The following is a 19,278-nucleotide window of genomic DNA, read 5'->3' as shown; positions in this document are numbered from 1 at the left end:
CTCGGAGACTACATGCTTATGAATATACTTCCGGCTTAAGAATCCCAATGAATGGGAGGTTGCGGTATTTTTCCGCATAGTCTAAGCCATAGCCTACGACAAATTCGTCAGGCAGTGTATATCCTTTATAATGAGGCTGAAGATCTACCGTACGGCGTGCAGGCTTGTCAAACAATGTAACAACCGTAACCGAAGTGGCATTACGATGCTCCAGCACATCAATCAAATACGAAAGCGTCAAACCACTGTCAATAATATCTTCTACAATGAGGACGTCTCGACCTTCAACCGATACATCAAGATCCTTGATAATTTTTACAACACCGGAAGATTGGGTAGATTGTCCGTAGCTCGAAACCGCCATAAAATCAATTTCAAGCGGTACTTTTATTTCTTTCACGAGATCAGACATAAAAATAAAAGCACCTTTAAGAATGCAGATAACAAGCGGATTGCGACCTTCAAAATCCTTTGTCAACTGCTCCCCAAGCTCTTTTACCTTTTCACGAATCTGTTCTTCGCTGTACAACACTTCTTGAATATCGTTCAACAACTGAGAATCCCCCTACAATTAACTATGTTATGTTTCTAAATCAAGTTCATTCCTATTCATCGATCAAGCACATGATGATTACATCGCAACCATTCGGATGAATACGATTGATGTTGTTTGTTCTTGAACAAGTCCATAGGAGGAACGACGTACGCCTGGCAGCCATAATATACGTCCTTCATGGTCCACTAAGATTGGATAAGTATCTCGCTTAGCAACTGCTATCTTAGCATCTACGAACATATCTTGCACCTTTTTTGAACCATTTAACCCTAATACGTGCATTCGATCCCCACTTTTTCGGCTGCGTACATAAAGTGGAAATGCAAGCGCATCAGCATCAAAGACGGCCTCATACTTCGATTGGAGTTGAGGCTGTTGGGCTACAGGTATAATATCAGCAATAATTCGCCATTGTTCGTATTGCAGCTCACAAGGCAGCTGCTCCTGGGAAATGCTAAGCGGCATTGATGTCATCGTGGATGTCTGGTAATGCTTAATATGTACAAAACGCAAACCTTCATATTCGCGAACACATACAATCCCTTCGCCTACGTCCATGCGATAGGTCGCTTTAGCATGGTCGCTCGCGACATTTCTTATACGCTCAATGCCATCAAAGGATATCATAGCGGCTTCTTGAGACAGATAACTTAATATTAGTTTAATCAATCTCCTTTGTAAAGCAATGGGCTCGCTGCACAAATCGCGACAAGATATGACATAGCTGTTGTCCTGTTTAGTCACAAGCTGTTCGAATTGTTCTTCCGTTTGCTGCTGCAGCCAAGCATCCTCATCTCCAGCTATCTCAGCCAATCGGCTTAGCGAGAAAACGAGCTGTGGATTGTAGCGTTCAAGCACCGGAATAATATCGAGTCTTAGCTCATTGCGATGATAATTCCTTGATTGATTGCTGCTGTCCTCTAAGTAGGGAACCTGCTCCTCCTGACATAGTCGGATGAGCTGATTCTTTCTCATACGTAATAGTGGCCTGAGAAGTTCCACGTTTTTTTCGACTCTTCGATCCTGCATCCCGCTAATGCCTGACAAGCCTGACCCTCGAAGCATATGCATCAGCACCGTTTCAGCTTGATCATCTGCATGGTGAGCTAGCGCAATGGCATAAGCGCCTGTTTTCTCTGCTATGTAATGGAAAAAATCGTATCTTCGCTTGCGTGAAGCAGCCTGACTGTTTTCCGCATTCTCACTCAAATATGCAGGCATATCCAACTCAATCATTTCGAAAGCAATCTGCCGTTCCATGCAGTAGCTGCGTACGAGCTCAGCTTCTGCCTCGGATTCCTTACGAAATCCATGATTAACATGAGCCGCTACCAGCTTAAGCTCGAGTTGAAAAGAAAGCCGGTGCAGCATATGCAGCAACGCCATAGAGTCTGCACCGCCCGATACGGCCACAACTATGTTACCTGGTTTGTTAAGCAGCCCTTCATCAATGAGTGCTGCCGATAGTTCATCCATGATGCTCATCGCTATCATCCTCTACCTTAATAATCCGGTGTAATCGAGCGCATAGAGTGAAGCAGAAATACAGAGTGAAATAATCGAGACCGCAATCATAACCTTAAGCCACTTTGGCGTCGTTTTGCTTTTCACAACAGTCTTGCGCCGATGTGCCAGCAGCCTCCATGCCGATGCAGCATCCCTACCATCGGTAAACTGACCGCCAAACGCTTTTTCAAGCCAGCCTTTATACGGCGCAAGCTCCGGGATTCCATCGACAAGCGCAAGCAGCTGCTCTGCAGAGCGAGTTTGCGGCAGCAGCTCTTTGGACAGCTGCGCTAGCTTTCGAGGCGCAAAAATTTGCAAGCAAAGCACCCCGAAGGAAAATAAATCATAGGCTGCATCCGAAGAACGCGATCCTTCATTCCAATAGCCGCGATCATAGATTTCAGTAAATTGCTTTACCCCTTTGCCAACAGGCGTCGCACCTCCGAAATCAATGAGATCAACATCACCATATTGTCCTACAATAATATTTTCAAGCTTCAAGTCTCCAAACACCCAGCCAGCACGATGCAGCTCTCCTAAATTTTTCAGCAGATTCAAGCCAAGCAACGGAAACCACTCCGCTCCATGCTGTGCAACATAATCCGCCATCGTGAGCCCTTTCACATAGCGCATCGTATAAAACGGTACTTCCTTGCCCTGCGGTGTAATCCAATCATCAACATCCTTTAAATAAGGGGTTCGTGATGGATAGGCAGCTGCCAGCGCCTTAAGCGCATTGATTTCTGATTGCAGATCAATTGAGCTGGCTCCAATTTTAAGCGCATAGGTTTGCCAGTCGCGAGACACCAGATATACCTTTCCGTTCGCACCCTCGCCAAGCAGCTTCTCTACACGATAATGCCCCTGCTTCCACTTGCCAACAATGACGCTTCCCTTTTTTAAAGGAAGCTTAAACGACGTCGTCACCTAGCATCCCTTCCATTTCTGATCGGTCATGTGAGCGGCTATGCTCTACAAAATACTCCACAACCTTCATTAGCGCTGGACCTGTTGGTGTTGTTCCGCTCATATGCAGCTTTGGAAATATGGAATGTACTCCTTTCAGATGCGTCGTCCACGCCAAATCAAGCACACAATCCTCCTGCTTGGCTCCTGGGAAGTGGAATACGGCAATTTCACTTTTGCCTTCTCTTGCTTGCAGACTAAGCATTAGATCATGAATCGATTCCTCGACAGAAGCGAGCTTCGGTCTCATGCTGGCACTTGCATCAATGAGCAGCGCTACCTGCAGCCGGCTTGATTCTGTCAGCTCATCCATTACACGTACCACTTCGCCCCGCTTCTCAGGAGGAAGCGCCTCAATAGACTCATTGCCAAGTACAGCCTGCAGCTCCCGCTGAACAGCAATCTGAATCGTTTGAACGACGGTTTTGCGTGTCATCATCTGAACTGTCTGAGCAAGCTCCTTCGTTTGAACCAATCTACTTAATCCGCCGCCAGCTCTAGCAATCTCATGAATTTCAGAAGCACCATATTCACCCAAATCTCCTTGATCGACTACCCCAACAACATTTACTGTAATGCCTTCTGATTTAGCATGCGCGGCTGCAACGATCGGGCTCATGCCAACATTAGAGCAGCCATCTGTAATTAATAAAATTTGCTTCATTTTATTACCTCCTCTTCAAGCATGCCGCAATCTATCGTACGACAATCTATTACTAGCATTGCCTGAATAGAAGGAGATTAACCCTAGCAATCTATTTCAATCTAGCTTTTATTATACATGAGCGTCCAAACACATGGCTAATGCTTTGGGCGAAAATTCCCATAACAAAGCCCTTTGCAGCTTGCTGCATCATGAGCAGCAGGCAAAGGGCTCTCTCGTTTCTAGTTAGCTTGCGCTTTTTTTGCGCTCAATTTTCACACCAGGCCACTTGAAGGTCGCCCATTGCGGTACATAGCGATCCACTCGTGTAACGAGCACCGTCATATCATCATTTATGACGCCTTCATGAAAACGTACAACAGTTTCAAGCAGACTATCTGCAATTTGCTGCGGCTCATCGCTGCGCAGTTCGCTAATGACTCGCTTCATCCACAGCTCCTTGTTAACCGCATAGCCTGGCGCATCGTAGATGCCATCGCTCATCATAATGAGCAAATCCCCTGGCTGAAGCGGCATATGGATGAAATCAACGTCTATCTCCTGAATAATACCAATTGGCAAATTGCTTGCGATAATCGGAATGACCTCATTGCCACGCTTAATAAAGCTAGGCGTTGAGCCAATCTTCAAAAAGGTTGTATTTGCAGAATAGAGATCTATAATGGCCAAATCGACCGTTGCATAGATTTCATCAGGCGAACGCAACAGCAGGATGGAATTGACCGACTTCACCGCCAGCTGTTCATTCATCCCTGCTTGCAGCAGCTGCTGCAGGATTGACAGTGCCGCACTGCTTTCTTGGCGTGCGCGTTCTCCATTGCCCATGCCATCACTAATCGCTACAGCAAATTTGCCATTATCCAGCTCCATCATACTGAAGCTGTCTCCCGACAACAAATCTCCGCCCTTAGCGACTCCCGCTACACCAATCTCCACTTCGAACTGCTTCGCTGACATAAACACTGCTCGCTGCAGCTCACTATGCGAGGAGACTGGCGCTTCGCTGCGAACTGTAATGTTTTCTCCTAAAATCTCGCTTAAGAGCGGTGCAATAATTTTCCGACACTCCTCAAAGCCCTGCTCAAAGGAATGCTGCACCTCGATTTCTACATTCCCCATCTCAAGACTAATGATATCAATGCTGTGAATGGAGAGTCCCAGTGCCTCTACCGCCTCCTTGATTTGTTCTTCCTGTATATGAAGCGCTTGTCCTTCGCGCTTGATTTCCTGAGATAAATCCTCCATAACCTGCGATACGCCAAGCAATTGATCTGCTACAAGCCCCTTTAGCTCATGCAGCTGGCGCTGCCACTTGTAATTAATCATATGCAGCTCGTATTGATGCTTCATTGCACGCTGTACATCTGGCACATGCGCACAGTGGTCCTTCCATTTCTTTGGAACCTCGTTCAACTTGCCGCTTCCTGCCTCAATGCTACTCATCATTTCACTCATCATTTTTCTTGTTTGGAACAGCTTGTCCCCCCAGCACGCCTTCTGACGATGACAGTTCGAGCAGCTCTCACTCGCCACTGCCTCCATAAATTGTGAAATTTGCTGTTCATGACTTTGCTCTTTTTCATTCGTATAATTCGGGTAGAAGCTGTTTGACAAGCCTTTGAACATATCTGAAAAGTGCAATACTCTCGATGCCGTTGCGTTTCGAATATGCTTTGCGTATTCGTAATGCGACTTGTTATGCTCAAGAGATCCTGGCACATACTTGCTAATCGACGAAATCATCGCCTTCGGTGTAAGCAAGAGCAGCAGCACTGCAAAGCTAGATTCCCACACCGATGTAAACATTTGCGCCTGGCTGCCAACATAGATCGTAAGAATCGAGGAGCCAAGCAGCAAGCCAAAGGAAGCACCCATTTTTCCTCCTTCACGAAGCAGACCTGCCAGCAATCCTGCAAAAGCAAGTACGCCAATCTGCAGCACTGCACTAAAATCAGCTAAGCTAAGAATAAGACCAGCGATTACACCAACCGTTGCCCCGAGCGGCGCTCCTCCCGCCATTGCGAACACTAACAGCATGTAACGTGACAGCACATGCTCTACCGATATTCCCTGTACAGTCCAGCCGACCGTGCCCGTCATGACGCAAGCAAGTAGAATCATGACGCATATCATTTCTTCATTTCTCAGCTTAGCCGATTTGCGCGCAAGCGTAATAACAGGCAGCGCATGGATAAATACTAAGGTAAGCACAAAAGCGAGTCCTGCTTCAACCAGTACCATCATTAGATTGTACCAGTCGACAGCGTTTCCAATAAACGTTTGGAACAGCTGGACAAAAATGACCGATACGAATACGATTAGCGGCACGCGCGAGATCGTAACCTTCTCAAAGGCATGCAAGCCGCGAAACAACAAGTAGACAACTAACAGCTCAAGCGCAATCCATAACGGCGCTGGCTGCAAGGCAAGCGTACTGCCTAATACGATCGCCAGCCCTGATACAAATGCGATATCGCGGCGCATATAATACACGACCGCGAAATAAGCAACAGCGAAGGACATGAGCGATTCTAATATGACAGCTCGTCCAAGTAAAAATGCAATTGCTACGAGAATGATTTGCCATTTTCGACTTGCGATTTGCTCATAGGCAAATTGAATCCCTTTAATCTGCATAAGCCGTTCTCCAAGATTAAAGCCTACGAGGACACTTTCACTCTTCTTCATGCTTTTACACCACCATTACTTTTTTTATGTGTCCCCCATTATAGAGGCTTATGCTAACTTTTTTTGTCAGATGACGTAGTCGATCCACAAGTTTTTTCCGACAAAAACATAAGCCTCGCAAGTGCTGTCGGATTCATGCAAAGCTAGCAACAGCAAGGGATACATCCTACCGTTAACCGTAAAGGGTTAGATGCGAGCTTGTCGGATTCATACTGTTTTGTTGACGAATGAACTAGACTTACGCATGCAGATGGTGAATAGTGACTGAAAGTTTTTGTTCTAAAGGGGATATCGACATCTTGCCTCGTAGCTTGCGCAAGACCAACAAGACAATAAAAAAAAGCAGAGCGCATTGGCTCTGCCTTATATGTTGTCAGGTATTGCAGTCATTACATGCGCTTAGCGCCGCGACCGCCTCGTTTACCTTCAGTATTTTTTTTCAAAGATGAAATGCGCTCTTCGCTATCCTTTAAGAACTTAGACATTTTATCCTCAAATGAAGTTTTGTTAAAGCCAGGCTTACCAAAGCCTTGCTTGTTGAATGGACGTCCTCCACGATCGTAGTTGCCATTGCCTCCACCACGATTAAAGCGTTCTCCACCGTTTCCTCCTGATTGAGAAGGTGCAGACTGCTCACCAGCTGGACGTTCAACAGCTTGTTTGATTGAAAGGCCGATTTTTCCATCTTTGTCCACATTAATCACTTTTACTGTAACGACATCATCAATTTTCAGATGATCCTTTACATCTTTAACATAGTTATCAGCGATTTCAGAAATATGAACCAGCCCAGTGACTCCTCCGGATAAATCAACGAATGCTCCGAAATTTGTAATACCTGTCACTTTACCTTCTAATTTGGCGCCCACTTCAATTGCCATAAAATAAAATGTTCCTCTCTTAAAGTATTATTATGGCTACCTCATTGTTAATAACGATAAAAAAGGTAGCTTATAAAAGTGATTATAACCGAAGGAACGAAATAAGGTCAACAGACGGGCATCACGGTTATTCACTAAAAATTTGCTGTTCCCCTTCCTTGACCATCCCTTGCTCCTTAGTTGCTAGCTGGGACAAATACTCAGGGTCATTAAGCAGCATCACTTTATTTTCCAGTTCCTGTAGTTGCTGATGCATCGCATCACGGTTCGCCTCTAGCGATAGAAGCTGTTCGTTCAGGTTATCCTTCTGGATCATTTGATTAATAACGGTATACACCGCCCACCCGCCAAACAGCACGATAAGAAATAGCCATATTTTCAGTCTACGCTTAGTTGCAGCTTGAATCGACTTCGATTGTACCATTCGCTACTTCCTCCTTAACCACGACGGCAGACGCTTGTCTACAGCCTGCCATAACGTTTGCAGCCTATCCCTCACTTTCGTCCAATATGGAGCACTCCATCGCTGCAAAGGTTTTATCACTGGTGACAGCAACCAAAGAACTAATTTTAGGACAGGACGACATAATTGTAGCACAAATTTTCCAATACCAATAGTGAACTTAGACCCAAGATTCAGTATAAATAGAATGATTGTCCAAAAAAATAGAATAGGTTTAATGACAAGCAGCTGGAAAATACGAATGATCCATGCGATCAGGCTTTTAATGGCTCGTATGAGCCACTTCGTAAGCGCAGTGGTGAATGTGCTGAACAGCCAATAATACAGTAACGCCCCTACAGCTAGTCCGATAAATACATATGCTCGTACCTCGCCCTGATTACTTACATATAGCATTCGAAACACGAGAATAGCCGAGAAGACCCAGTACGCCATATCAAGAACCGATAATGTCCAGCGTGGGAATTTAAACTCCGTTGATACCACTCGATATCCGTCAAATAAAATTCCCATGCCGATTCCTGACATTATCATTGCTCCAAGCGTTAGCCATTGAATCGTTAAACTCATCGAAACAGCTTGCCAAATACGCCCTTGCTTTTATTAGCAGCAGAGCCGTCAGAATAGGCGAGAGATTGTATCATACCTTCTATTGCAACTAGTCCCTGTTCGAGGCTGAGATGCTTCATATGCAGATTATGGCCTGTAACCGTCAGCATGCCTAGCTCTGTATTCAATAAGAACAACTGGTTATCGAAGCTCTCCACCTTCGTTACCCCTGTAAGCTCCAGCAGCTTACGATTAGTTAAACGGACATCCTGCTGCTTCTGCTTTTTTTGCTGTTCTGACATAGACTCGTCCTCCACTTCTATTGATCTCCTTATAAAATATGGAGCAGTGGTCAGCTTTAGAACAACAAAAAAGAGAGCAGGCTGTTATTATTAATGCAACAGCTTGCTCTCTTAATTATTTCTCCCAATCAAGGAGATTCTCTTTTGGTCGTGCTTCTTCTTTCAACAAGGTATATAGCTCGGCTGCTTCGTCCTTGCGTGTCGTATCAGCGATTCGATCCACACGCACCGTTACAATCTTCTGACCGTACTGTATTTGCAGCTCATCGCCTACCTTCACTGTACTGCTAGCCTTAGCCTCTTTTCCATTGATCCAAATTCGTCCTTGCTCGGACACATCTTTGGCAACGGTACGGCGTTTAATTAAACGTGATACCTTGAGAAACTTATCCAGACGCATCGATTACTTGATCGCTTCTTTCAACTTGTTACCAGCTTTGAAAGCAGGAACAGTTGTTTCTGGGATGTTGATATCTTCACCAGTTTGTGGGTTGCGGCCTACACGACCAGAGCGCTTGCGAGTTTCGAAAGTACCGAAACCGATCAATTGCACTTTATCTCCGCTAGCTAAAGCGTCTGTAACTTCAGCAAGAAAACCGTTAATAACTGTTTCAACATCACGTTTAGTTAGGCCATTTTTTTCTGCAATGTTATTGATTAGATCTGTCTTGTTCATTTTTATATTCCTCCTGACAACATATCCATAATATAAGGCTAACGCCAATTAGTGAGGCTCAGTATGTATGTCTGTTTCCCACGAAGATTAATAATTCCACTAAAGTTTACAAAATCCTTCTTATTCCTATTAAAAATTTTACAAGATTTGCTGAATAAGCGATGATTTTGACGACTTTTAGTCTTTTCCATTAAACTTCTTAGCTTGATCCCACCAATGATCCATCTCTACTAGATTAGTATTGTCAAAGCTTTTACCATTTATACGAAGCTGCTCCTCAATATATTGAAATCTAGTTTTAAATTTAAGATTTGTTCGTGCTAGCGCCTCTTCTGGATCGGCTCCGATAAAGCGCGAAGCGTTCACTACTGCAAACAGCAAATCTCCCAGCTCAGCTGCCTGCTTGTCCTGATCTCCTGACTCCAGCTCTTTTTTCAGCTCTTCCAGCTCTTCTACAATTTTATCGAGCACAGGCCCAATATCATCCCAGTCGAAGCCAACCTTAGCTGCTTTTTTCTGCAGCTTATACGCAGTTAATAGAGCCGGCAGGTCTTTAGGAATACCATCAAGCTTGGAAGGCCGCTTCTCCGCAATACCTTTTTCCTCCTGTTCCTTCTGCTTCATTGCTTCCCAGCTTTTCAATGCATCCTCTGCGTTGCTTGCAGATTGCTCACCAAACACATGAGGGTGACGATAGACAAGCTTTTCATTAAGCGTCTGAATCACGTCGAACATCGAAAAGCTTCCCAGTTCCTCTTCCATCTGACTATGCAGCATAAGCTGAAGCAGCACATCGCCAAACTCTTCCTGCATCGCTTGCGGGTCATCGTTGTCTAACGCCTCCAGCGCCTCATACAGCTCCTCGATAAAGTTTTTGCGGATTGATTGATGCGTTTGCTCCATGTCCCACGGACAGCCACCAGGACTGCGCAGGATAGCTACAATCTCGTGCAGGCGCTCAAATGTACGATTGCGGAGCGCATCATCTGTGGAACGAGGAACATAGATAACTGACAGATTGTGATAACCTTCCATGCGATCGAGCTCATAAATCGGAACATGCAGGATTTGCTCTTGCCCCTCTATGCCAAGCGCATGTCCTACGATGACTTCATATTCATCAGGATAACGCTCCATCAAAGCAAGCTTGACGTCTGATGCCGTGTACTGGTCATACACCTGCCCAATAATGATGTGCAGCTGAGGCTGCAGCTGGGCTGGGCTAAGCGCGGCTGCATCAAGCAGTGCAAAGCCTTCAATCGGATCAAATCTTAAAGCGGTAAAAGCAGCATCCAGGAAGCTCTCTCCTCCTCGAACATCGAGCTCGATCCCTGCCAGCTCGCAGCGGCTAAGTAGCTGCTGGACTGTGCTCTCTGCTACCATAGGATGTCCAGGTACGGCGTATACAACGTGCGCTGTGCCTTCGCTTTCCGCTAAGAACTCAACCTTTTCAATAAGCAGTTGAACAATTTCCTCATATACATCAGGAAAATTCGCATGACGCTCATATACATCGTCAAAGCTAGTGTAAGCAAGCTGTTCCTCATCCAGCAGCGTCATCATTGGATGATGCTTTGTTCGCACATACAAATGATCCGCTTTCTGAAGCAGCTTCCACACGCCTAGCGTTAGCTGATCAGGGCTGCCAGAGCCCAAGCCTACTACGGTAATCTGCTTTTTCATCGATTTATCTCCTTATCGTCTACGTTTATTTATCCTAACCACGTTAATTCCTGCTTAGTCACGCCGCGTACTGTCCAGACTGTCAGGCTGTATACAAGCGCACCAACGAGGACAGCAATTAACGTATACAAGGTCATCTCCATTCTGCCCATATCGGCTTGCAGCCATATCAGCTCCAGAATATATAGCGCCAGCGCCATCACACCCCCTGCAAAAACCGAAGGGACAATCGAACGAAGCAGCAGGAAGTTGCTCGTCTTCTCTGGACCTTTCAGATTTCGCTTTACAACCGCATATAATGCGACAGCACCAATACTCGCTGGTACAAGCAGCGAGAGATTAGCAGCAATAGCAGCGCCTGTAATGCCATAAATCGGTACTAACCAGCTATTTAGCACTGCTTTGCCGCCTGCGGCAATGATAAGCAGCCAGATCGGCAAACGTGACAGACCCGCTCCCTGCAGCAATGGCGCCTGCATGGCAAGTACACAGCTCATTAAGGTGGATAGGCTCAACCAGCGAAAGGTTTCGATGCCTACAGCATCCTTATATAGCATCATATTGATTGGTTCAGCGAGCATGTACAGCCCTACAGCAGCACCGCAGCCTGCCATCCAGGCTAGCCGATGCAGCAGCAATAATCGTTTGCCCAGCAGCACCTTCTCACGTTGATCTTGATTTTGCTTGATCCAGCGGGGCAGAAACCCTGCGGCTAAGGCAGCCAAAATCATAGACACAAGCTGGATCAACGGTTGAATCCGGCTATATATCCCATACTGTGCCATCACATCTGATGCTTGCATACCTGCTGTCTCCAGCAAGCGAGGAATGCTGAAAGCATCGACAACTGCTACAATCGGCACAACAATTGCGGCTAAGGCGGCAGGCAGTGCCATCGTGAACAACCTTCTACTTTCTGCGACTATTTGCATAAATGGATAATCTGTCTTTGCGGCTGCTTTTGGCTTGCGAAGCCACAGCCAAAATAATGCAGCGATTGCCCCGACAGCAGAGCCCCACATGACAGCAGCCGCAAGAACTCCTTCAGACCAATGCTGCGCAAGTCCGAACATTAGGGCCAAAACCATACAGGCAACTCGTACAAGCTGCTCCAGCAGCTGTGACCATGATGAGCTCCGCGCGTCCTCTATGCCTTGATAATACCCTCGATACACTGCCACTATCGGGGTGAATAGAAGAGCGGCTGCAAGCACGCGCAATGAGCTGACAATCTCTTCATGACCAATCCAGCGTCCGATCAATGGGGCTGACCAATAGGCAGCAATCGCTAGAAGAAGCGCAGCTGCTCCACTCATATAAAGCGCCGCTTGAAAGGTGCGCTGTCGTTCATCTGGACGAAGCAGCGCTATGTATGTGGCGAGTGCGGTTGGAATGCCCGCAATAGCCAGCGCCATCATAAGCTGATAAATCGGATATACAACATTATAAATGCCAAACACCGCATCACCTGCAAGGTTTTGCAGCGGTATTTTTTGCAGAACGCCTATTAATTTAGTTAAAAGAGTTGCAGCTGTTAGCCATAGCGCACCATAGCCGCTAAGCTTCAGCCAACGTTTTTGAATGCTCAAGCCTATCATCACTTACTTTCCTATGTAGGTATACACCATCCCTTCATTATAGGTGAAAAAAGCTTCCCCTGCCATCCCGTTGATAGCTGAGGAAGCTTATAATGTTTCACGTGAAAAATGTCGATTATTGTTCCATCTGCTTAGCTAAAAATGCAGCTGCAGTTTCTGCCATCTTCTGTTCAAGCTGACCTACCTTCGAGCTATCATCTTTGCTAATAATAACCACTGTACCAATTGGATCTCCACCCGCAATAATTGGCGCAACTACATAGGAGCTATAGTTGTCTTGCTGGTCTTTAATAATCTCGTAGCTGCCCTGATTCGACTCCAGCTGTGTCTTGCGATTTTCCATACACACTTCAAGCGTTTGACCTATAGGGCGATCAAGCAGTTCCTTTTTGGATGCACCTGCCACCGCTATTACCGTATCGCGGTCTGAAATAATCGTTATATGTCCAACGCTTTCAAATAAGGACTCGGCATACTCCTTGGCAAAGTCACCTAGTTCACCAATTGGTGAATATTTCTTAAGTATAACCTCACCGTCACGGTCCACAAAAATTTCTAACGGATCGCCCTCGCGAATCCTTAACGTACGACGAATTTCTTTAGGAATAACAACACGACCTAGATCGTCAATACGACGAACAATACCTGTAGCTTTCATCCTAAATACCTCTCTTTCACATCGAATTAAAATAGCGTCAAATACCGCTTGTATAAAAACCAAAATATACAATTAGCTTAGACTACACCGTACAATTATCCAGCCATGAATCGTATCTCCTTCATGTCACAATAAAGACCTGTCCACTTCATTTCTACAGCGCAGCCAAAAATTGAATCTGAACATAGTATTCATCCATATCTAACATCTTATACATGACACTTGATGATTTTACCGCTTTATCCTAATGCTTCTGCTGCCGATTATCGGCGTTTTTGCTTGTTACAACAGCTTTTATCACAAAAAATAAAAAAGCTGAGTATTAAGCTTGTACCCGCTTAACACTCAGCTATATTGCATTACTGTGCCGCTTCCTCAGAATTAGCATCTGCAGCAGCATCGTCCTCTGCTGCTGCATCGCCAGCTTCCTCGCCTGCAGCTTCATCTGAAGCTCCTGTATCTCCTTCATCCGCATTTTCTACTGGAGGCAGCGTAATGTTGATTTCAAACTCAGGCAGCTCATTGTTCATAAAGTTATCCATTACTGTATTAGACAGTACATAACGAATCATATCTTTCGTAGCTTGATCCACTGCTTCGTACTCAAGCACATCACGACCTTCTACTTGCAGGATATGGTAACCAACTGGAGAAAGAATAGGATCGCCGACTTTGTTCAGCTCCTGTGTATAAGCTGCTTCCTTCACTGGCTCATACCATCTGCCACCCATATAATCGGTGTAGACGCCGCCCGTTTCTTTTGTTGACGCATCATCAGAGTATTCTTTAGCCAGTTCGTCCCAGCTCCCGCCAGCTTCAAGCTTTTCTTTCACTTCTTGAGCGCGAGCAAGTGCTTCTTCTTCGGTGCGTGTTTTTGTTTCGCCTGTTTCAGCGTTTTGAACAGACAAGTTCACAATAATTTGACGAACATCATACAGCGTGTAGTCTGCAACATTGTCTTCGTACTCCTGCTTCATCATCTCGTCTGTAATTTGCGCATCAATATACTTGGAAACTGCACTGCCCATCATCATAAACGACGCAACGTCATTGCGTGTCAAGTTGAATGTTTTAAGCTGATCATCAATATTGCCGCTGCTTTTCATCGCTTCCTCATATTGAGTCCAGCTTGCTAGTGCTTCTTCCTGTGCAGCAGTCCGCTGCTCTTCAGTAGCTCTTCCGGCAAGCACTTTATAGACGATGTACTGCTCTAGAATGTACTCTCGATAGCCTTCCATATCAAGAATGGATGGATCCATGCCTTGAGTAAAGGCAAGTGCAGACTTGAATTTGTTGAATTCAGCATCTGTTACTGTTCCTTCTTTATAAGTAGCGACTACCTCTCCGCCTTCAGTGCCCTCAAACGTAAGAGCTGGGTTTACTTTCTCATCTTTGCCACAAGCAGACAGCAAACCGATGCTAAGCACTACTGTAAGCACTAGCATTGTCCATTTATTTCGTTTCTTGGATGTAAAGTTGTAACGCATGTACAAGCCCCTTTCAAAAATTAGAATCTGCTACTCATTGTAGCAGATTCCTTTTACAAAAAGCTAATTTTATACCGTCGAGGTTTTGTGAAGCAGCTCTTCCTTCTGCAGCAGATCGACATATTCGAACAAAAATTTCTCCGTCAGGTGCAGCTTCTGCTCCATTGACAACCCTTTGCCGCGCAGATCCACGTAATAAGGGGTTTCCTCCTCGCGTGCCTGCTTGAAACGATTTTCAAGCTTTAGACACAGCTTATCAACATCCTTACGTATCGCTTTCTTGCGCGGTGCTTGATCGAAGGTTAGACGGAAGTCATCTCCTCGACCTCCGATGTTGACAATGCCTAGCGCAGATCCAAGCACCCTCAGACGTGCGACCGTCATCAGATTAAGTACTGGCTGCGGCAGGTCACCAAAACGGTCGAGCAGCTCGCCAATCAGCTCATCGGATTCCTCAATGGAGGATACTGCGGCTGCTTTCTTATAGATTTCAATTTTTTGCATACTGTCATAGATATATTCATTCGGCAAGTAAGCATCTACGCTAAGATCAATTGTAGTATGAATCGGCTTCTGCTCTACTACCTCTTCACCGTTCATCTGCAGCTTTCTAAGCTTGATTTCTTCTGCGAGCATTTGTGAGAACATCTCAAAGCCTACTGAAGCAATAAAGCCATGCTGCTCAGCTCCTAGTAGATTCCCTGCCCCGCGTATGGAAAGATCACGCATTGCAATTTTAAAGCCTGAGCCAAGCTCCGTAAACTCCTTGATCGATTGCAGTCGCTTCTCTGCGACCTCTGTCAGTACCTTGTCGCGCTGATACGTGAAATAGGCATAGGCAATCCGATTGGAGCGCCCGACCCGACCACGGAGCTGATACAGCTGCGACAGCCCCATCTTATCTGCATCATGCACAATTAGCGTATTCACGTTCGGAATATCGACGCCGGTCTCAATGATTGACGTGCTGACAAGCACATCCGATTCCCCATCCAGGAAATCAAGAATCGTTTTCTCCAGCTCCTGCTCGCTCATTCTGCCATGACCAACCGTTACACGGGCCCCAGGCACAAGTGCGCTAATCTCTTCAGCCATCTGATAGATTCCCTGTACGCGATTGTACAGGTAGTATACCTGACCGCCGCGAGCAAGCTCGCGCTCAATCGCTTCGCGCACAAGCGCAGGGCTGTGCTCCAGTACATAGGTTTGCACTGGAAAGCGGTTTTCAGGGGGTGTTTCAATAACAGATAGGTCACGTACGCCAAGCATAGACATATGAAGGGTACGCGGGATAGGTGTAGCCGTAAGCGTGAGCACATCCACGCTCGTTTTCAGCTTTTTCAGCTTTTCCTTATGCGTAACCCCGAAGCGCTGCTCCTCATCGACAATGACAAGCCCAAGCGCGTGAAACACGACATCTTGAGACAGCAGGCGATGCGTTCCAATCACAACGTCGACCGTTCCATTTTTCAGAGCCTTGATCGTATCGTTCTGTTCCTTACGCGAGCGGAAGCGACTCATGACCTGTACATTAATCGGGTATCCACTAAAGCGCTCTCTGAACGTCTCATAATGCTGTTGAGCTAATATCGTCGTCGGAACCAGTACGGCAACCTGCTTGCCCTCCATTGCGGCCTTGAAGGCTGCTCGAACCGCTACCTCCGTCTTGCCATAGCCCACGTCACCGCACAGCAGGCGATCCATCGGACGAGCCTGTTCCATATCGCGCTTAATCTCTTCGATAGCCCGCAACTGATCGGTTGTCTCCTCATACGGGAACATCGCTTCAAATTCCTGCTGATATGTTGTATCTGGTCCGAAGGCGTAACCCGCTGTAGCTTGTCTTTCTGCATACAGCTTAATCAGATCATCAGCAATATCCTGTACGGAAGCGCGAGCCTTGCTTTTCGCCTTCGTCCATTCTGTTCCGCCAAGCTTATTGATTTTAGGCTCTTTATCCTCAGATCCAACATATTTTTGAATGAGATCAACTTGGTCAACTGGAACGGACAGCTTATCTCCACCTGCATAAACGATGTGCAAATAGTCGCGATGAATGCCGCCGATTTCCAGCGTCCCAATTCCAATGTATTTTCCGATCCCGTGGTTTTGGTGCACAACATAATCGCCAACCTTAAGCTCGGTATAGCTTTTAATCCGTTCGGCATTGTCGAGCTTTTTATCAACGCGTCGTGCCTTGCGCTGCTTCTGGGTGAACATTTCACCTTCCGTAATAACTACCAAATTGGAAGAAGGCAGCTCGAAGCCCTGCTGCAGGTTTCCTTCCAGCAAGGTAGGCGGTACTATTTCATAATCCTCCAGGACGCGCTGCATCCGATCGAGACGCTCCTTATTGCCAGCCAGCATCATAATATGGCTGCCATGCTTGCGCCAGCGTTCCATCTCTGATTTGAGCACATTCATTTGCCCATGGAAGTTCTGCATCGTACGCGTCGTTATATTCACAATGTTTTGCGGCTGAGTATGCGGAATCTGTTTTAAGAAAAGCTGCAGAAACAAGGTCGGAAATTTGCGATGCATTAAAATCTCATTTGTATCTCTTGCCAGAACAAAGCCTGGAAGCGACTTGCCGTTTTGCAGCAAATGCAAATTCCACTCCGCTTCATCGCGCTCTAGCTGCTTGGCCGTTTCAATCAGACGGCTGGGCTCGTCAAGTACAAGCAAGGTATCGTCCGGCATATAATCAATCATCGTTTGCTGTTCAGGATAGAGCAACGAAATATACTTATAGATTTCCGAAAAATAAAGTCCTTCTTTCAGCTTGCCTATCTCTGCTCCCAGCTCCTCGCGAAGCTTATCCTTCGCCATGCGATCATTCATTTTATCTAGCTGAGCATCTAATAGATTCGCTGCATGGCGCGCGGCAGTTGCCATTCGTTCACGCGAAGCGAGAATTTCCTGAGCTGGCGGTACAACATATTGCTCCAGTCGTTCTACAGTGCGCTGATCTGTCGTATCGAAGCTGCGAATCGAATCTATTTCGTCGCCGAACCATTCTATCCGTATTGCTAGCTTGGAGGTAAGCGGATAAAAATCTATAATGCCTCCGCGCACACTAAACTCGCCTTTCGTTTCTACAATGTCTGTGCGCTCATAGCCTAATTCCACAAGCTTATATATAAACTGCTCCGTGGCAAGCTCTTGTCCAACCTTAATCGACAGCTCCGCTTCAACAATGGCTTCCTTGCTAGGCAGATATCTCCTAATGCCTGAAAAAGGAACAACAACAATCCCGCGGTAGCCTTTGGCTAGCGAGATTAATACATCCATGCGCTGTGCAAGCGTCTCTGGGCTCGATATAGCGGCTTCTGCAGCCATCAATTCATTAGCAGGGTACAGCATGACCTTGTCACGCGACATACAATCCTGCAAGTCCTCAGCGATTTTTTGTGCAGAGAACATATTATGCGTAACGACTAGCAGTGGTCGATCTAGCTGCTGCTCCAGCGCGGACAGGAATACTTGGCGAGAAGAGCCTGCCAGTCCTGACACCATTTGCTCTTTCATGCCTTTGCTGAATCCTGTGACGACCGATTTTAATTCGGAATCTTCCTTAAATAAATCAATTAGCGCTTTCAATTTTTGAGGCACCTCATTTCTCAGCTACAGCATGAATATCCCTGATATTGCAATTCCAGCAGCAGCATGGACAACCATGCACAAACAAGCCCTCCACAAAACAAATCTGTCTTATGGACGGCCAGTTTTTTGGTTTCGCGCCTACTGCAATGGATTATTCACAAGATTTAATTCAGGGTTACTGCTTAGCGCTTCATTGCAATAATCACATACAAGATTAACGACAAGATCGCCATTTCCATTATACGTAATCATATCTTTACGCTCATCAGGGGTCAAGGAATGCAAGCCCAGCTGATGTTCGGAAACTAGTGAATGATCAATGGTCCCCATATGCGATCTGCAATATTTGCAAATATAGTTTACAGCCATGTTATGCCTCCTGAAGGTCTTTTATAACCTTCAGTATGCCCAATTGCTTACAATCTATTACCCATTATACTTGCCCATTGTATCCTCAAACGGGTGCGTTAAGCTATATTCTATCGCATTACAGGCATGATCAATCATTGCCGATAGCTTTTCCTGTTCACTTTTGCCAAACTTGCTCAGCACATAGTCTGCGATTGCGAATCCCGGTTCAGGTCGTGATATACCCATACGCACGCGATTAAAGGTTTGCGTGTTCATATGCGCAATGATCGACTTGATGCCGTTGTGGCCGCCGGCACTGCCCTGATAACGTAGGCGCAGCTTGCCGATTTCTGTATCAAGATCATCATAGACAACGATTCCGTCTGCTAGATCCTGTTTGTAGTAATCGATAAATGCACGCACCGATTCTCCTGACAAATTCATGTAGGTCATCGGCTTAATAAGCGCTACCTTCACGCCTGCTACATTGCCTTCTCCGAGCAATGCCTTGCATTTGTTCTGTGTAACAGAGATGCCCCAGCGGCGCGCAAGCTCATCAATGACCATGAAGCCAACATTGTGTCTTGTTTTTTCATAGTTGGAGCCAGGGTTGCCCAGGCCTACAATCCACTTCATTGATATAATCT

The 19,278-nt window shown here is 46.0% G+C and carries 18 protein-coding genes; all 18 read right to left on the bottom strand.

Annotated features, from left to right (window positions below; genetic code table 11):
* Positions 1 to 16: 16 nt before the first annotated feature.
* A complete protein-coding gene (gene hpt, locus ACFP56_RS21285) occupies positions 17 to 553 on the bottom strand; it encodes a hypoxanthine phosphoribosyltransferase (RefSeq protein ID WP_379238443.1) in 537 nt (178 codons plus the stop codon).
* A 78-nt stretch (positions 554 to 631) separates the two neighbouring features.
* Positions 632 to 2,041: a tRNA lysidine(34) synthetase TilS gene (tilS, locus tag ACFP56_RS21280; protein WP_379238441.1), complete on the bottom strand. Its 1,410-nt coding sequence runs from the start codon at positions 2,039 to 2,041 to the stop codon at positions 632 to 634.
* Positions 2,042 to 2,053: 12 nt separating this feature from the next.
* Positions 2,054 to 2,989 carry a protein kinase domain-containing protein gene (locus tag ACFP56_RS21275; RefSeq protein WP_379238439.1) on the bottom strand — a complete coding sequence of 312 codons (936 nt, stop codon included), beginning with the start codon at positions 2,987 to 2,989 and terminating at the stop codon, positions 2,054 to 2,056.
* A complete protein-coding gene (locus ACFP56_RS21270) occupies positions 2,973 to 3,692 on the bottom strand; it encodes a vWA domain-containing protein (protein WP_379238437.1) in 720 nt (239 codons plus the stop codon). Before ACFP56_RS21270 ends, ACFP56_RS21275 begins: the two co-directional genes overlap by 17 nt.
* A gap of 225 nt (positions 3,693 to 3,917) precedes the next feature.
* Positions 3,918 to 6,380 carry a stage II sporulation protein E gene (gene spoIIE, locus ACFP56_RS21265; RefSeq protein ID WP_379238435.1) on the bottom strand — a complete coding sequence of 821 codons (2,463 nt, stop codon included), beginning with the start codon at positions 6,378 to 6,380 and terminating at the stop codon, positions 3,918 to 3,920.
* Positions 6,381 to 6,769: 389 nt separating this feature from the next.
* A complete protein-coding gene (locus tag ACFP56_RS21260; protein ID WP_379238433.1) occupies positions 6,770 to 7,261 on the bottom strand; it encodes a S1 domain-containing RNA-binding protein in 492 nt (163 codons plus the stop codon).
* Between the two features lie 127 nt (positions 7,262 to 7,388).
* Entirely contained in the window at positions 7,389 to 7,685 is a 297-nt protein-coding gene (locus ACFP56_RS21255) for an FtsB family cell division protein (protein WP_379238431.1), read from the bottom strand.
* A gap of 3 nt (positions 7,686 to 7,688) precedes the next feature.
* Positions 7,689 to 8,294, bottom strand: a complete 606-nt coding sequence (gene yabQ / locus ACFP56_RS21250) for a spore cortex biosynthesis protein YabQ (RefSeq protein WP_379238429.1) — start codon at positions 8,292 to 8,294, stop codon at positions 7,689 to 7,691.
* Complete coding sequence (gene yabP, locus ACFP56_RS21245; protein WP_379238427.1) at positions 8,291 to 8,575, bottom strand: sporulation protein YabP; 285 nt, start codon at positions 8,573 to 8,575, stop codon at positions 8,291 to 8,293. Before yabP ends, yabQ begins: the two co-directional genes overlap by 4 nt.
* Positions 8,576 to 8,690: 115 nt before the next feature.
* A complete protein-coding gene (locus ACFP56_RS21240; protein WP_379238425.1) occupies positions 8,691 to 8,975 on the bottom strand; it encodes an RNA-binding S4 domain-containing protein in 285 nt (94 codons plus the stop codon).
* 3 nt (positions 8,976 to 8,978) lie between these two features.
* The gene (locus ACFP56_RS21235; RefSeq protein ID WP_379238423.1) at positions 8,979 to 9,251 is read right to left on the bottom strand and encodes an HU family DNA-binding protein; all 273 of its coding nucleotides are present in this window, start codon (positions 9,249 to 9,251) and stop codon (positions 8,979 to 8,981) included.
* 177 nt (positions 9,252 to 9,428) lie between these two features.
* Positions 9,429 to 10,934 (bottom strand): bifunctional methyltransferase/pyrophosphohydrolase YabN, encoded by a 1,506-nt coding sequence (locus ACFP56_RS21230; RefSeq protein WP_379238421.1) that lies wholly within the window; start codon positions 10,932 to 10,934, stop codon positions 9,429 to 9,431.
* Between the two features lie 29 nt (positions 10,935 to 10,963).
* A complete protein-coding gene (locus tag ACFP56_RS21225) occupies positions 10,964 to 12,532 on the bottom strand; it encodes an oligosaccharide flippase family protein (protein ID WP_379238419.1) in 1,569 nt (522 codons plus the stop codon).
* 115 nt (positions 12,533 to 12,647) lie between these two features.
* Positions 12,648 to 13,190 carry a stage V sporulation protein T gene (gene spoVT / locus ACFP56_RS21220; protein ID WP_379238417.1) on the bottom strand — a complete coding sequence of 181 codons (543 nt, stop codon included), beginning with the start codon at positions 13,188 to 13,190 and terminating at the stop codon, positions 12,648 to 12,650.
* 359 nt (positions 13,191 to 13,549) lie between these two features.
* Positions 13,550 to 14,677, bottom strand: a complete 1,128-nt coding sequence (locus ACFP56_RS21215) for a peptidylprolyl isomerase (RefSeq protein ID WP_379238415.1) — start codon at positions 14,675 to 14,677, stop codon at positions 13,550 to 13,552.
* A 69-nt stretch (positions 14,678 to 14,746) separates the two neighbouring features.
* Entirely contained in the window at positions 14,747 to 18,277 is a 3,531-nt protein-coding gene (gene mfd / locus ACFP56_RS21210) for a transcription-repair coupling factor (RefSeq protein WP_379238413.1), read from the bottom strand.
* A gap of 141 nt (positions 18,278 to 18,418) precedes the next feature.
* Positions 18,419 to 18,649: an anti-sigma-F factor Fin gene (locus tag ACFP56_RS21205; RefSeq protein ID WP_379238411.1), complete on the bottom strand. Its 231-nt coding sequence runs from the start codon at positions 18,647 to 18,649 to the stop codon at positions 18,419 to 18,421.
* Between the two features lie 57 nt (positions 18,650 to 18,706).
* Entirely contained in the window at positions 18,707 to 19,267 is a 561-nt protein-coding gene (gene pth / locus ACFP56_RS21200; RefSeq protein ID WP_379238409.1) for an aminoacyl-tRNA hydrolase, read from the bottom strand.
* Positions 19,268 to 19,278 lie beyond the last annotated feature (11 nt).

This window comes from Paenibacillus septentrionalis (assembly GCF_042659865.1).
Classification (GTDB): domain Bacteria; phylum Bacillota; class Bacilli; order Paenibacillales; family Paenibacillaceae; genus Pristimantibacillus; species Pristimantibacillus septentrionalis.
Note: the sequence above shows the minus strand (reverse complement) of the source record. Positions and strands in the feature narration are given on the sequence as shown.